The sequence below is a fragment of the Pseudomonas sp. TE4620 genome (assembly GCF_056279045.1).
In genome coordinates this window covers 3,666,336-3,681,620 of record NZ_JBWBQO010000001.1, presented here as the reverse complement: position 1 = coordinate 3,681,620, position 15,285 = coordinate 3,666,336, and the positions used below count along the sequence as shown (strand labels likewise).

The 15,285-nt window shown below is 64.2% G+C and carries 9 protein-coding genes and 2 tRNA genes; 6 read left to right on the top strand and 5 right to left on the bottom strand.

Annotation, left to right across the window (positions count from 1 at the left end; all coding sequences use genetic code 11):
* Window positions 1-90: 90 nt before the first annotated feature.
* Window positions 91-1,236: a TDT family transporter gene (locus ACZ9A3_RS17010; RefSeq protein WP_093380339.1), complete on the top strand. Its 1,146-nt coding sequence runs from the start codon at window positions 91-93 to the stop codon at window positions 1,234-1,236.
* 79 nt (window positions 1,237-1,315) lie between these two features.
* Window positions 1,316-3,196: an MFS transporter gene (locus tag ACZ9A3_RS17005; RefSeq protein WP_093380341.1), complete on the top strand. Its 1,881-nt coding sequence runs from the start codon at window positions 1,316-1,318 to the stop codon at window positions 3,194-3,196.
* Window positions 3,197-3,211: 15 nt separating this feature from the next.
* Here ACZ9A3_RS17005 and sugE read toward each other — a convergent pair whose 3' ends face one another.
* On the bottom strand, window positions 3,212-3,529 hold the full coding sequence (sugE, locus tag ACZ9A3_RS17000) for a quaternary ammonium compound efflux SMR transporter SugE (protein WP_038993957.1): 318 nt from the start codon (window positions 3,527-3,529) through the stop codon (window positions 3,212-3,214).
* 168 nt (window positions 3,530-3,697) lie between these two features.
* Window positions 3,698-4,618 (bottom strand): recombination-associated protein RdgC, encoded by a 921-nt coding sequence (gene rdgC, locus ACZ9A3_RS16995; RefSeq protein ID WP_045195499.1) that lies wholly within the window; start codon window positions 4,616-4,618, stop codon window positions 3,698-3,700.
* Between the two features lie 160 nt (window positions 4,619-4,778).
* Here rdgC and ACZ9A3_RS16990 point away from each other — a divergent pair.
* The 3 genes from ACZ9A3_RS16990 (at window position 4,779) to ACZ9A3_RS16980 (ending at window position 6,796) form a co-directional block, all read left to right on the top strand.
* A tRNA-Val gene (locus ACZ9A3_RS16990) sits at window positions 4,779-4,854 on the top strand.
* 16 nt (window positions 4,855-4,870) lie between these two features.
* Window positions 4,871-4,947 (top strand) — tRNA-Asp (locus ACZ9A3_RS16985).
* 157 nt (window positions 4,948-5,104) lie between these two features.
* Window positions 5,105-6,796, top strand: coding sequence for an Hsp70 family protein (locus tag ACZ9A3_RS16980; RefSeq protein WP_476252932.1), 1,692 nt, complete (start codon window positions 5,105-5,107; stop codon window positions 6,794-6,796).
* On the opposite strand, the gene ACZ9A3_RS16975 is transcribed toward ACZ9A3_RS16980, so the two are convergent.
* From ACZ9A3_RS16975 to map, 3 genes are all read right to left on the bottom strand, one after another.
* The gene (locus ACZ9A3_RS16975; protein WP_093380346.1) at window positions 6,790-9,489 is read right to left on the bottom strand and encodes a DUF805 domain-containing protein; all 2,700 of its coding nucleotides are present in this window, start codon (window positions 9,487-9,489) and stop codon (window positions 6,790-6,792) included. The two genes, ACZ9A3_RS16980 and ACZ9A3_RS16975, sit on opposite strands and share 7 nt — an antisense overlap.
* A complete protein-coding gene (locus ACZ9A3_RS16970; RefSeq protein WP_093380348.1) occupies window positions 9,486-10,181 on the bottom strand; it encodes a DUF1266 domain-containing protein in 696 nt (231 codons plus the stop codon). The genes ACZ9A3_RS16975 and ACZ9A3_RS16970 overlap by 4 nt, the downstream gene beginning before the upstream one ends.
* 90 nt (window positions 10,182-10,271) lie before the next feature.
* Window positions 10,272-11,060 carry a type I methionyl aminopeptidase gene (gene map, locus ACZ9A3_RS16965; RefSeq protein ID WP_045195491.1) on the bottom strand — a complete coding sequence of 263 codons (789 nt, stop codon included), beginning with the start codon at window positions 11,058-11,060 and terminating at the stop codon, window positions 10,272-10,274.
* A gap of 296 nt (window positions 11,061-11,356) precedes the next feature.
* Between map and ACZ9A3_RS16960 the strand changes: the two genes are divergently transcribed.
* A complete protein-coding gene (locus tag ACZ9A3_RS16960; protein WP_476252931.1) occupies window positions 11,357-15,136 on the top strand; it encodes a molybdopterin-dependent oxidoreductase in 3,780 nt (1,259 codons plus the stop codon).
* Window positions 15,137-15,285: the final 149 nt, after the last annotated feature.

Here is a 15,285-nt window from a genome sequence, read left to right as displayed (position 1 = left end):
CGATAACAGATAGAGAAAATACCCGTTATATAGATATATTTTCCCGGCCTAAGATGGATACAACCTCACCGGAGGACAGGAGAATCCATCATGTCTTGCAGCCAAACCCGCACCTCGCCGTTACGCCCGCTGAGCCAGCTGGCGCACCCGCGTGAAGTGATCCGTCAGTTCACCCCCAACTGGTTCGCCGCGACCATGGGCACCGGCGTGCTCGCCCTGGCCCTGGCACAGGTCGATGTACCCGGCCTGCGTGGCCTGGCCGAATCGCTGTGGTTGTTGACCATCGGCCTGTTCGTGCTGTTTACCCTGCTGTACACCGCGCGTTGGGTCATGTTCTTCGATGAAGCGCGGCGGATTTTCGCCCATTCCACCGTATCGATGTTCTTCGGCACCATCCCCATGGGCCTGGCGACCATCCTCAACGGCTGCCTGGTGTTCGGCATCAATCGCTGGGGCGAAGGGATCCTGCCGTGGGTCGAAGCGCTGTGGTGGTTCGACGTCGGCCTGGCGCTGCTGTGCGGGGTGGCCATTCCCTACCTGATGTTCACCCGCCAGGAACACAGCATCGACCAGATGACCGCGGTGTGGTTGCTGCCGGTGGTGGCCGCGGAAGTCGCCGCTGCCAGCGGCGGCCTGCTGGCGCCGCACCTGGTGGATGCCCATGCGCAGTTCCAGGTGCTGATCACCAGCTACGTGCTGTGGGCGGTGTCGTTGCCGGTGGCGTTCAGCATCCTCACCATCCTCATGCTGCGCATGGCCCTGCACAAATTGCCGCATGCCAACATGGCCGCATCGAGCTGGCTGGCCTTGGGGCCGATCGGTACCGGTGCGCTGGGCATGCTGCTGCTGGGCGCCGATGCCCCGGCGATTTTCGCTGCCAACGGCCTCGGCAGCCTGGGTGAAATCGCCCGTGGCCTGGGCCTGATCGCCGGTATCGTGCTGTGGGGCGCCGGGCTCTGGTGGTTGCTGACCGCCGTGCTGATCACCCTGCGCTACATCCGCCATGGCATGCCGTTCAACCTCGGCTGGTGGGGCTTTACCTTCCCGCTCGGGGTGTACACCCTGGCCACCCTGAAGCTGGCGGCCTGGCTGGGCCTCGGTTTCTTCCTGCACATGGGCATGCTGCTGGTGCTGGCGCTGGCGGCAATGTGGTTGCTGGTCACGGCCCTGACCCTGCGTGGCGCCTGGCGCGGTGAGCTGTTTGTATCGCCGTGCATTGCCGGGCTGAACAAGTAGATTGCATTTACCTGAGTGTTTGTGGCTTTGTGCGGCCTGCGCGTATCCAATAACAAAGCCCCACTCAGGTACACGGACGATGAGTCAATCTTCACAATTCAGCCTGCTTGGCAAACGGCGCTTCTTGCCGTTCTTCGTCACCCAGTCGCTGGGTGCGTTCAATGACAACCTGTTCAAGCAGTCGGTCATCCTGCTGTTTCTCTACAAAATCGCCAGCTCCCATGGCCAGGACACTGCCATCTGGGTCAATGCCTGTGCCTTGATGTTCATCCTGCCGTTCTTCCTGTTCTCGGCGCTGGCCGGGCAGTTTGGCGAGAAGTACGCCAAGGACGCTTTGATCCGCGTGATCAAGCTGGCCGAGATCGCCATCATGGCGGTCGGCGCCATCGGCATCTTGAACCAGATTCCGGGGCTGATGCTCCTGGCGTTGTTCGGCATGGGCACCCACTCGGCGCTGTTCGGCCCGGTGAAGTACTCGATCATGCCCCAGGCCTTGCGCGAAGAAGAGCTGGTCGGCGGCAATGGCCTGGTGGAAATGGGCACCTTCCTGGCCATCCTGGCCGGCACCATTTGTGCCGGGGTGCTGATGTCCAGCGCCCATTACGGTGTCTGGGCGTCGTCGGCAGTGCTGCTGGTGGCGGTGCTCGGCTACCTGTCCAGCCGCGCCATCCCGCGCGCCGCTGCGTCCACGCCGGCGCTGAAAATCAACTGGAACATCGCCAGCCAGACGATCGCCACCTTGCGCATGGGCCTCAAGCAGACGCCAGCGGTGTCGCGCTCGATCGTCGGCAACTCGTGGTTCTGGTTCGTCGGTGCGGTGTACCTGACGCAAATTCCCGGTTACGCCCAGCAATGGCTGCATGGCGACGAGACCGTGGTGACTCTGATCCTGACCCTGTTCTCGGTGGGCATCGCTGTCGGCTCGCTGCTGTGCGAGCGCATGAGCGGGCACAAGGTGGAAATCGGCCTGGTGCCGTTCGGCTCCTTTGGCCTGAGCCTGTTCGGCCTGCTCTGGTGGTGGCACTCCGGTGAGATCCAGCCGGCGGCCGCGCCGTATGACTGGCTGGCGGTGCTGGGCATTGGCCAGGCCTGGTGGGTGCTGGGGTCGATTCTCGGCCTGGGTGTGTTCGGTGGCTTCTATATCGTGCCGCTGTATGCGCTGATCCAGTCGCGCACCCCCGAGGATCAACGCTCGCGGGTGATTGCCGCCAACAACATCCTCAACGCGCTGTTCATGGTGGTCTCGGCGGTCTTCAGCGTGGTGCTGCTGAGTGTCCTCAAGCTGAGCATCCCGCAGTTGTTCCTGGTGGTGTCGCTGCTCAATATTGCGGTGAACTTCTACATCTTCCGCATCGTGCCCGAATTCACCATGCGCTTCATGATCTGGCTGCTCAGCCATTCCATGTACCGCGTCGAGCACCGCGACCTGCAGCAGATTCCGGACCAGGGTGCAGCGCTGCTGGTGTGCAACCATGTGTCGTTCGTCGATGCGTTGCTGATCGGTGGCGCGGTGCGCCGGCCGATCCGCTTCGTCATGTACTACAAGATCTACCGCTTGCCGGTACTCAACTTCATTTTCCGCACCGCCGGGGCGATCCCGATTGCCGGGCGCAATGAAGATGCCGAGACCTACGAGCGGGCCTTCAAGCAGATTGCCGCGTACCTGGCCGATGGCGAGCTGGTGTGTATCTTCCCTGAAGGCAAGCTGACCAGTGACGGTGAAATCGACGAGTTCAAGGGCGGCCTGCGGCGGATCATCGAGCAGACGCCGGTGCCGGTGATCCCGATGGCATTGCAGGGCTTGTGGGGGAGTTTCTTCAGCCGCGATCCGGCCAAGGGTTTCTTTCGCCGCTTGTGGTCGCGGGTGACCCTGGTGGCCGGTTCTGCCGTCCCGGTGGAAGCGGCAGAGCCGGCGTTGTTGCGTGAGCGGGTCAGCGCCTTGCGCGGCGACTCACGCTGACAGGGCAGGGCGGGGTCAGCTGGCGCTGACCTTGAGCCCGACCAGGCCACAGATGATCAGCGCCACGCTGACCAGGCGCACCAGGGCCATGGATTCGCCGAACAGGATGATCCCGGCGATCACCGTGCCGACGGCGCCGACCCCGGTCCAGATGGCATAGGCGGTGCCCAGCGGCAATTCCTTCATGGCCAGGCCCAGCAGGCCGAGGCTGATGACCATGGCGCCGACGGTGAGTACGGTGGGTAGCGGGCGGGAAAAGCCGTCGGTGTATTTCAGGCCGACAGCCCAGCCGACTTCGAACAGGCCGGCGAAAAACAGGATGATCCAGGACATGCAGAGTCTCCATCAAGTGATGGGGCCGTCCCCGGAATGGTCACGCGGTGCGTCGTGAGGCCGTCCTCACAGGGGGCATAAGCTATCAGCTGCAAGCGACAAGCTGCAAGCAAAGGCAGCGCGGGTGGCTGTTGCTCTCTCTTGCAGCTTGAAGCTTGAAGCTTAAAGTCAGATCCCCTGTGGGATCTCTTCCCCGCCCAATGCCTCGAACAGCGCCGGCAGGAACTCGCCAAAGGTCAGCATCATCAGGGTGAAGCTGGCATCGAGCTGGCCCAGGGCCTCGTCGCCGCCGTCTTCTTCGGCCTGGTCCTGCAGCAGTTCTTCAAAGCGCAGGCGCTTGATGACCATCTTGTCGTCGAGCACGAACGACAGTTTGTCCTGCCAGGCCAGCGACAGTTGCGTGACCACCTTGCCGGTACCCAGGTGCAGCTGGATCTCGTCGCTGGTCAAGTCCTGGCGCTTGCAGCGGACGATGCCGCCGTCTTCATGGGTGTCGCGCAGCTCGCACTCGTCCAGTACATAGAAGTCCGGCGCCGCTTGCTGGGTTTTGACCCAGTCGGTCATGGTCGCGCTCGGGGCGATCTTGACGGTCACCGGGCGCACCGGCAGCGAGCCGATCACTTCACGCAGGGTCGACAGCAGGTCTTCGGCACGCTTGGCGCTGGCCGAGTTGACCAGGATCAGGCCTTGCTTGGGGGCGATGGCGGCGAAGATCATCGAGCGGCGGATAAAGGCACGCGGCAGGAAGGCCTGGATGATCTCGTCCTTGATCTGGTCACGCTCCTTCTTATAGACCTTGCGCATCTGCTCGGCTTCGATCTCGTCGATCTTCTCTTTAACCGCATCGCGCACGACGCTGCCGGGCAAAATGCGTTCTTCTTTACGCGCGGCGATCAGCAGGAAGTCACCGCTGACATGCACCAGGGGCGCGTCTTCACCTTTGCCGAACGGGGCGACGAAGCCGTACGTGGTCAACTCCTGGCTGGCGCAGGGGCGAGCCGGCTTGCTGGCCAGAGCGGTTTCCAGTGCCTCGGGGTCGAACGGGATGTCCTGGGTCAGGCGGTAGGTCAGCAGGTTTTTGAACCACATGGGGTGAATCTCTCCTCAACACATAAGGAGGGCATTAAACTCCGAGCGGGCGCTTCAGGCCAAGCACCGCTAAGTCTTTGGAACGCCTGAAAAATTTTTTTAAAAAAGTGCTTGCCAGAGTGTTCGGTGCTCCGTAGAATGCGCGCCACACCGAGACGAAGGGTGATTAGCTCAGCTGGGAGAGCATCTGCCTTACAAGCAGAGGGTCGGCGGTTCGATCCCGTCATCACCCACCACTTCTCAGTGTATCGCGCAGCGGTAGTTCAGTCGGTTAGAATACCGGCCTGTCACGCCGGGGGTCGCGGGTTCGAGTCCCGTCCGCTGCGCCATATTTAGCTTCAGGGCCCACTGAACACCCTGAAGCCACAAAGAAAGCGACCTTAGGGTCGCTTTTTTTGTTTCTGGAATTCGTCCAGAATCCACCAGTACGCTGGGACGCTACTGTTTTTCTCCGTGCCAGCCCCACTTCTGAGCAAGAGATCACACATGCAGGATGCAAGCACCTCCCCGGCGCCAATGCTGGGTATCGACCTGGGTACCACCAACAGCCTGGTGGCGGTCTGGCAGGACGGCCGGGCACAACTGATCCCCAACGCCCTGGGCGACGTGCTCACGCCTTCAGTGGTCAGCCTCGACGAAGACGGCAGCATCCTGGTTGGCAAGGCCGCGCGTTCACGACTGACCACCCACCCGCAACGCACGGCTGCTGCCTTCAAGCGTTTCATGGGCAGCGAAAAAAAGATCAGCCTCGGTGAGCAGGCCTTCAGCCCGGAAGAGCTCTCGGCGCTGGTGCTCGGTGCGCTCAAGGCCGATGCCGAAGCCTTCCTCGGCTGCCCGATCAGCGAAGCGGTGATTTCCGTACCGGCCTATTTCAGCGACGAGCAGCGCAAGCGCACCAGCTTTGCCGCCGAGCTTGCCGGGCTGAAAGTCCAGCGCCTGATCAACGAACCGACCGCCGCGGCCATGGCCTACGGCCTGCACGAGCAGAAGTTCGAACGCACGCTGATTTTCGACCTCGGTGGCGGTACCTTCGACGTCACGGTGCTGGAATACGCGCTGCCGTTGATCGAGGTGTATGCCTCGACCGGCGACAACTTCCTCGGTGGCGAAGACTTTACCGGCGCTTTGCTTCAGGCCTGCCTGCAAGACTGGCAGCTCAAGCCGACGATGCTCGCGCCCCAGGCCCTGGCCAGCCTTGCCGACGCCATCGAGCAGCTCAAGTGCAAGCTGGGCGAAGGCGAGCAGCACCTGAGCTGGAACGGTGATGGCGTCAGCCGCCAGTGGCTGCTGGATGAAGCCCGCGCGCAGAAGATCTGGGCGCCGTTGCTGGCGCGGATTCGCGCGCCGATCGAGCAGGCCCTGCGCGATGCGCGGCTGCGTGCCAGTGACCTCGACAGCCTGGTGCTGGTCGGCGGCGCCACGCGCATGCCGGTGGTCCAGCAGATGGTCTCGACCCTGTTTGGCCGCCTGCCTTACCGCCACCTCGACCCGGACACCATCGTTGCCCTCGGTGCTGCCACCCAGGCGGCATGCAAGGCGCGCGATTCGGCGATCGAAGAGCTGATCCTCACCGATGTCTGCCCCTACACCCTGGGAATTGCGGCAATGGATGGCGACTACCAGACCGAGATATTTGCGCCGATCATCGACCGCAATACGGTGATCCCGACCTCACGGATCAAGCCGTTCTACAGCACCCATGTTGAGCAAAAAGCCATCAGCATCCGTGTCTACCAAGGTGAACGGCCGTGGGTCGAAGACAACATCTTTGTCGACGCCTTCACGATCCCGCTGACCCCCAACGGCAAGATCCAGCGCCTGGACGTGCGCTTCAGCTATGACATCAACGGCCTGCTGGAAGTCGATGTGACCTTGCCGCAGACGCGCGAGCAATTCAGCCACGTGATCGATCGCAGCCCCACCGGGCTTGACGACGAGGCGCGCCAGGCCAGCCATGAGCGCCTGGCCGGGCTGAAGATCCACCCGCGCGACGCCTTGCCCAACCGCACCTTGCTGGCCCGCCTGGAGCGGGCCTGGGCGCAGAGCCTGGGGCCTGAGCGCGATGCGATCGGCGACAGGCTCAAAGAGTTCAGCGCGATCCTGGCCGGTCAGGAGTCGAGCGAGATCGCCGGGGCCCGCCAGCGCCTGATCGAGGCGCTGGACGACATGCGTTACTGACCGTTGAGCCGCCGCAAGGCGGCCTGCAGGCCACCCTCCAAGGTGTCCTGCGGCTGATTGCCGGGCGGCACGCCGTAGCGGTTGGGCAGCGGTTCGCCCGGTAGCAGCAACAGCACCAGCGGCAAGAACTGCAGGAACGGGATCAGCATCACGAAGATGATCATCATCGGGATGCCCCGGCCAATGTCGTGCAGGCGGCGCAGCGTGGCGCTGCCAAGCACACCGACGAACAGCAGGCCGAAGAATATCTGCTCGATCGCGCTGCCGGCCATCAAGGTCAGGATCGGCCCGAGAAGGACACTCACGGCCACCTGCACACCATAACCCTTGCGGCCCAGGCGGCTGCCCAGTTTCCACAGGTGCGAGGCCGGTACCGGCTGGCTGCCGGAGTTTTCCAGCAGCAGGCGTTCGGACCACGACAGCAAGGCGGTGATCGCTGCGCGAATGCCGGCGTCCATGCCCGGGTAATCCTTGCCGCGCTGCAGCTCTTTGAGCACTTTGGCCCGCGGTACCCCGGCGCGGCCGTAGCGGGCCAGGTCCTTGAGGCTGTCGAGCATGCTGTAGAACAGCGTGCTGTTGATCAGTTCGTCTTCTTCCAGCACCTTGCGTGGCGGGCGCACCGGCTCGCCCTTGATTAGGCCGTTGCGAAACGGCTCGAACCAGTCATCCGGGCAGGTCAAGGTAGAGATGCGTCGCAGCAGGCTGCCATGCTGTTCGGCGTTCAGGGTCGGGTCGTGATAGAGGACGGCGCATAGCACCATCATGCCCAGCACGTCTTCATCAAAGGCGCGCGGGTCGTTCTCAAGGCAGGCGTAGAGTTTCAGGTTGCTGGGCAGCTTGGCGCTGTCCAGGGCTTGTTGCACCGTCGACAGGCGCTGGCCGATAAAGCACTGCAGCGGATCGTTGTCATCCAGCCAGCCGAGCAGGCCATCGACATTGCCTTGCTGGCTTTGCAGGCGCAGCAACAGTTGCTGCAGGCGGGCGAACGGATGCTCCGCCGGGTAGGGCAGGCTGGCCAGCAACTGCGCCGGCACCATCGCCAGCCAACGCTCGGGCTGTTCGACCAGGGCAAGCATGAACAGGTTCTGCCGGTGCCAGGTCCACAGGCCGTCGTCGGCAGGCGGGCGTGGCAGTTCGATGCCGGCTTCGGCGAGGTCGGACAGCAGCTGCAGGGCAAAAGGCGTCGGCATCAGGTTGGCCGGCTTGATCAGCGCGGTCAGCTTCGGTAGGGTCGCGGCCGGGTAGCTGCGCATGCGCCGCAGCCAGTCGCGGGCGACTGTCTGGCATGGGCCTTCCTGCAGCACCTCGGGCAGTTGCGGTTGCGCCGCCGGGCTGTTGATAAAGGCGGTCAGGGCCAGGGCCAGCGGTGACTGCTCGAGCCAGCGCAACTGCTGTTCGGCCTGGTACTTGAAGCCTTCGATAATCAGCTGGTCGAGCGGATCGTCGCCCAGCGGCTCGGCCATGATCTGTCGCAGCAGGCCACTGTCACCGCGGTGCAGGGCCCACGCGTGGCGGTACAGGCGCTGCAGCTGGCGATCCAGTTGGTCGTCGAGCAGCCAGGCCAGCAGCGGCAGTTCGTCCTTGCCGTCCAGGCGCCACTTGATGAACTCGCCGGCGATACCTTCCTGCTCGTCACGGGCGGCGTCGAACCAGCGCGTCAGGGTTTCCGGGCGCTGCGACGGGCTGCCCCAGATCTGTGCCGGATCGTTGAGGTCTTGCGGCCATTCATACACCGGCTCCAGGCGGTCGAGGGCCTGGATCAACAGCGCCAAGCGCTGCGGTTGATGCTTGGCGCACAGGTTGAGCAGCCAGCGTGCGGCTTCCGGATGCTGGTGCTCGCGCCACAGGCGGGTCCAGCACTGGCGGGCGAGTTCTTCCTGGCCGGTGTCGCTGGCCTGGCAGGCGAGCAGGTACAGCAGGTCGATATCGTCCGGCGCCTGGCGTTGCTGCTCGGCGATCAGGGCAAAGAAGCTGCTGCTGCCGATGCCGGCCTGGCACAGCTTGACCAGCAGGCGCTGGATATAGGCCGGGTCATCCGGGAACGGCTGGCAGGTGTGCAGGCTGACGAAGCTTTCGAACTCGAACAGCGGCCGGGTGTGGTAGAGGAAATCCAGGTTCCGGGCATACCACAGGGTTTCGACTTGCACTGGCATCGACCAGTGCTTCATCAAGCTGGTGTCGAACGGGTCCGGTTCGCTGATGCGCTCGAGGAATTCGTCAGCCTGGCGCGGATCTTCCAGGCGCAGCACTTCGTTTTCCCAGCCCAGGTGCCGGGCCATCAGTTGCACGCAGGCGTGCGACAACGGCCCGGTTTCCATCAGCCGGTACAGCAAGTGCCAGCTGACCTGCTCCTGGTCACCCAGGGTCAGGCCGCTGAAACCATCGATGAAGGCCTGCCAGGCCGGGGGATCGAAGCGGCGGGCAGGGTCGCCGAGCAACTTGGAAAAGTCGCTCATGGTCTGTTCGATCAGGGCATTGCGCACCGGCGCCGAATCGTCGTGCTGTGCATCCTCAGCGGCCTCATCCGGCTCGTCGCGGGCCAGGCGCAGGGCGTGCTCGTAAGCCTCGCGCAAGGCCTGGAAACCCTGCGGGTCGGTTTCCGGGTGGTGCTGCGGCAGCAGTGCGCGGTAGGCGCCGCGGATGACATCGGGATCGTTGGTCGGCTCGATGCCCAGGTGAATCCAGCAACTCATGACCAGCCTCCTTGCAGGGTGTCAGGGCGTTCCGGCAGGTTCAGCGGCAGGTCCCAGGGGATGCTGGCGAAAAAGCCCAGGGCGTCGTGGCTCAGGTTCATCATGATGCAGCGGTTCCAGTGTTCGCTGCCCTGGCGCTCCAGGCATTGCGCCAGTTCTTCGTCGCTGGCGCTGGAGCAGTTCCACAGCGCCTTGCCGAACAGGTAGCCGGCCAGGTAGCGGTCCCAGCCGTTGTAGTAGTGGCGGGCGCGCACGGCCAGGCGGCCTTGCAGATAGTGGCTTTCATGAATGCTCAGGTAGCCTTTGCGCAACCCGGCACGCAGCAGGTAGCCCATGCGTCCCAGGTCCCAGGCGCGCACACCACCCTGGCCGCAGTCGCCGAGGGTGCGCCGGGCGAATTCGTACTGGATGCGCTGGCGCGGGGTCAGCGCTTCGAGCACCTGCGGCCATTCGCTGGGCAGGCAGCGGGCGGCTTGCCAATAGGCGTCCTTGAGCTCCAGGGCATGGCCGGTGTCGGCCATGCTGAGCATGTTCAGCAGCTCCTGGCGATTGTGGATGCCCCACCACTTCTTGAGGTCGGTCTCGTCTTCGTCGTAAGTCTCGAAGTAGGTCGCGGCGGTGTAGCTGGCGCCGTTGAGGGCGGCCATGGGGGCGGAAAGGGCGTACAGCCAGTGCTGCTCGATTTCTTCCATGAAAAAGCTCCGGGGCCGGTAGGAAAATGTGCGGGTGCCGGCCGTAATGGCGCGGATTGTAGAGAGCCGCGCGGTGCGCGGCAAACTGACTTAAGCGTGGACCAGCATGGCGCGCTCTTCTTCGCGCAGGGTCAGCACTTCGAAACCTTCGGCGGTGACGGCGATGGTGTGCTCCCATTGCGCGGACAGGCTGCGGTCGCGGGTGATCACCGTCCAGCCGTCCTTGAGCGTGCGCACCCCGCGCCCGCCCTGGTTGATCATCGGTTCGATGGTAAACACCATCCCCGGCTTGAGCTGCAGGCCGCTGCCCTTGTGCCCGTAATGCAGAACCTCGGGCGCCTCGTGCATCTGCCGGCCGATGCCGTGGCCGCAGTATTCGCGCACCACGTTGTAGCCCGCTGCCTCGGCATGGCGCTGGATGGCGTGGCCGATATCGCCCAGGGTCGCGCCCGGACGCACCTGGCGAATGCCTTGCCAGAGCGCGGCATAGGTGGTGTCGACCAGTCGCTGGGCGGCTGCATCGATCTGCCCCAGGCAGTACATCTTCGACGAGTCGGCAATGTAGCCGCCTTGTTCCAGGGTAATGTCGACGTTGACGATCGAGCCGGCCTTGAGCACCTCATCGGCATGCGGCACGCCGTGGCACACCACATGGTCGACCGAGGTATTGAGCGAATAGGCAAAACCGTACTGGCCCTTGCTCGCCGGGCGCGCCTTGAGCACATCGACGATAAAGGCCTCGGCCCGGTCGTTGATCTGCAGGGTGCTGACCCCGGGAGCAATGAAGCTGTCGAGGTGGGCGAACACCTGGCTGAGCAATTGCCCGGCATTGCGCATCAGGGCCAGTTGTTCGGCGTTTTTCAAAACCACTTGGTTCATGGGAGGAGGTTTTTCATCTCTCGGAATGTCTGCCCATGATAAGGCCTGGCCCGCTGGCTGTGCCATCCGATGGTGCAGGCCGGCCCAATGCAGTGCGGCCGGGCAGGCGCCCTGAACGCCTGAACCGCGCCGCACAAGGCGCTGCCAATTGTGGCGCGACCCTTGCTACAGCCTGAGCATCCGGCAATCAACGCAGATTGCCCCGTTCACGACAAAGGCGCCGTGTTGCCCCCGCTTGTTCATTCAGGCCGGGGCAGCAGGGCGCCTTTTTGTTTGCGCAATCAGGAGGTAGGCCGATGAGCAGCACCAGCGTGCGCAGCGTGTGCCCGTATTGTGGCGTCGGTTGTGGCATCGTCATGAACGTCGAAGGCGGGCGGGTGACCAAGATCAGTGGCGACAAACAGCACCCCAGCAACTTTGGCCGCCTGTGCACCAAGGGCCTCACCGCCCATCAACCGTTGAGTGCGTCCGGGCGCACGACGCATGCCTATGTGCGCGAGCAGCGCCAGCGCGACCCGGTGCAGCGCGCCATCGACACCGCTATAGAACAGGCGGCCCGGCGCCTGCGGGCGATCATTGATAAGTATGGCCCGGACGCCCTGGGCTTTTATGTCTCCGGGCAGATGTCGCTGGAGGCCCAGTACCTGATCAACAAACTGGCCAAGGGCTTTGTCCGCAGCCGCCATATCGAGTCCAACTCGCGCCTGTGCATGGCCAGCGCCAGCAGCGGCTACAAGCTGTCGCTGGGCGCCGACGGGCCGCCCGGCAGCTACCAGGATTTCGACCGCGCCGAGGTGTTCCTGGTGATCGGCGCGAACATGGCCGATTGTCACCCGATCCTGTTTTTGCGCCTGCTCGACCGGCTCAAGGCCGGGGCCCGGTTGATCGTCGTTGACCCGCGGCGCAGCGCCACCGCCGACAAGGCCGATTTGTTCCTGCAGATCAAACCGGGCAGCGACCTGGCGCTGCTCAACGGCCTGCTCTACCTGCTGCTGGAAAACGGCCAGTGCGACGCCGAGTTCATCCAGCGCTACACCGAAGGCTGGGAGGACATGCCGGCCTTTTTGCAGGACTACACACCTGAGCGAGTTGCCGCCCTCACCGGGCTGAGCGAGGCCGATATCCGCCAGGCCGCCAAGTGGATCGGCCAGGCCCCGGAGTGGATGAGTTGCTGGACCATGGGCCTGAACCAGAGCATCCATGGCACCTGGCACAGCAACGCCCTGTGCAACCTGCACCTGGCCACTGGTGCTATCTGTCGGCCGGGCAGCGGGCCGTTCTCGCTGACCGGCCAGCCCAACGCCATGGGCGGGCGAGAAATGGGCTATATGGGCCCGGGCTTGCCGGGGCAGCGTTCGGCATTGGTCGATCGCGATCGCGCCTTTGTCGAGCAACTGTGGCAGATCCCCGCTGGCAGCCTGCGCAGCGAAGCCGGTGACGGCACGGTGGCGCTGTTCGAAAACCTCGCCGCCGGGCAGGTCAAGGCCTGCTGGATCATCTGCAGCAACCCGGTGGCCAGCGTCGCCAATCGCCAGCAGGTGATCGAAGGGTTGCAGGCGGCTGAGCTGGTGATCACCCAGGACGCCTTTCTCGACACCGAGACCAACCGTTACGCCGATATCCTCTTGCCCGCCGCGCTGTGGGCCGAAGGCGAGGGGGTTATGGTCAATTCCGAGCGCAACCTGACCTTGATGAACCAGGCCGTCGAGGCGCCGGGCGAGAGCCTGCCCGACTGGCAGATCATCGCCCGAATCGCTTGCGCCATGGGTTACGCCGAGGCCTTCAGTTACGCCAATGCCGAAGCGGTGTTCGACGAGCTGCGCCAGGCCTGGAACCCGGCCACCGGTTACGATGTGCGCGGCGTCAGCTACGCCGGTTTGCGTGAGGCGCCGCGGCAGTGGCCGTGTGAGCCTGGGCGCAACAATGACCGCAGCCCGTTGCGCTATCGCAACGACGGCGTCAGCCAGGCCCTGCGCCACGACGGCCAAGGCGAAGTACCGGCCATTGCCTTCCCCACTCGCAGCGGCAAGGCACGCTTTTTCGCCCGGCCCTGGCTGCCCGCCGCCGAGCTGCCGGACGCCGACTTTCCGCTGGTGCTCAACACTGGTCGGGTCCAGCACCAGTGGCACACCCTGACCAAGACCGGCAAGGTGGCGGCGCTGAACAAGCTCGACCCCGGGCCGTTCGTAGAGATTCACCCGGATGATGCCGAGCGCCTGGGCATCGCTGACAAGGATCAGGTGCAGATCCGCTCCCGACGCGGGCAGGCGCTGCTGCCGGCACGGATTACCGCTCGGGTGCTGCCGGGCAACTGCTTTGCGCCGTTTCACTGGAACGACGTTTATGGCGAGAACCTGGCGATCAATGCCGTCACCAGCGACGCGGTCGATCCGCTGTCGCTGCAACCGGCCTTCAAGTACTGCGCGGTGGCCCTGAGCCGGGTTGCCGGCGAGCGCATCAACGCCACCCAGATCGATCGTCAAACCATGGCAGTGCAGGACCAGCACCTGCTGCTCTGGGCTTCGCAGACCGGCAACAGTCAGGCCCTGGCCGAGCAGTGCGCCGCACGCCTGCGCCAGGTCGGCTTGCCGGTGCAGTTGAGTTGCATGCAAGACCTGGCCCTGGAGCAACTGGACCGCCCCGCCAGCCTGCTGCTGATCGCCAGTACCTTCGGCGACGGCGATGCGCCGGACAGCGGCGCGGCGTTCTGGCGCGGCCTGCATGGCGAGCATGCCCAACGCTGCGTCGGCGTGCCTTATGCGGTACTGGCCCTGGGGGATTCCAGCTACGAGCAGTTCTGCGGCTTTGGTCGTAAGCTCGATCAGCGCCTGGCCGAACTGGGCGCCAAGCGCTTGCTGGAACGGGTCGATTGCGAGGGCGATTTGCATGAATCGACGGGGCAATGGCTGCAGGCACTGCTGGGCAAACTGGGCCACGGCGAACTGCTGCTCGAAGCGCCAACGCCAACGGCCAGCGGTTTCAGCAAGACCCGGCCGTTGCCAGCCACCCTGGTCGGCAACCGCCTGCTTAACGGCCCTGGCGCGGTCAAGGAAACCCGGCAACTGGTGTTCGATCTGGGCGACAGCGGGTTCACCTATCACGCCGGCGACGCCTTGGGTGTATGGCCGCGCAACTGTCCGGCGCTGGTCGATGAGCTACTGACCGCAACCCGCTTCGATGGCGGGCACTGCGTCAGCCTCAAGGGCCAGGCCGACATGCCCTTGGCCGAGGCATTGCTTGAGCACCTGGAGATCGCCCGCATTACCCCGCAGTTGCTCGAGGCTTTCGCCCCGGGTGATGCGCAACTGCGCGCATTGCTTGAGCCGCACAACAAGGCTGCGCTCAAGGACTGGCTGTGGGGCAAACAACTGATCGACCTGGTGCATGCGTGCAAGCCCCAACTGAGCCTGCAGGCTTGGCTCGACCTGCTCAAACCCATGCAGCCGCGGCTGTACTCGATCAGCTCAAGCCAGAAGCTGCATCCGGATCAAGTGCACCTGACGGTTTCCACTGTCCGTTACGGCCAGCGCAAGGGCGTGTGCTCGACCTACCTGGCCGACCGCAGCGAGCCTGGCCGGGTCGAGATATTCGCGCAGCCGACCACACACTTTCGCCTGCCTGGCGACAGCACGGCGCCGGTGATCATGGTCGGCCCCGGCACCGGTGTGGCGCCGTTTCGCGCGTTCCTGCAGGAACGTCAGGCCGAAGGGGCCCACGGTCGCAACTGGCTGCTGTTCGGCGAGCAGCAGGCGGCCACCGATTTCTACTACCGCGACGAGTTGCTGGCCTGGCAGCGCGACGGTCACCTGACCCGCCTGGACACCGCCTTCTCCCGCGACCAGGCGCAGAAGATCTACGTGCAGCAGCGCATGCTTGAGCAGGGTGCCGAGCTGTGGCGCTGGCTGGAGGAGGGCGCGCACTTCTATATCTGTGGCGATGCCGGGCGCATGGCCCGCGATGTTGATACGGCGCTCAAGCAACTGGTGCAGCAGCACGGTGGCATGAGTGTGGAACGGGCCGAGGCTTATGTCGGCGAACTGAATCGCGCCAAGCGTTACCTGCGTGACGTGTACTGAAGTGCCCCATAAGGGGGAGCGCTGCACCAGCCTGGGTCGATAACGGCGCCAGTGGATCGCGCGCAAGCCCCGGTTTCAAAGGCTTTGGCAGTTGGCACGCTCCCTGCTTTTACAGATTTACAACGTCCTCGCGGGTCAATGGCGATTCG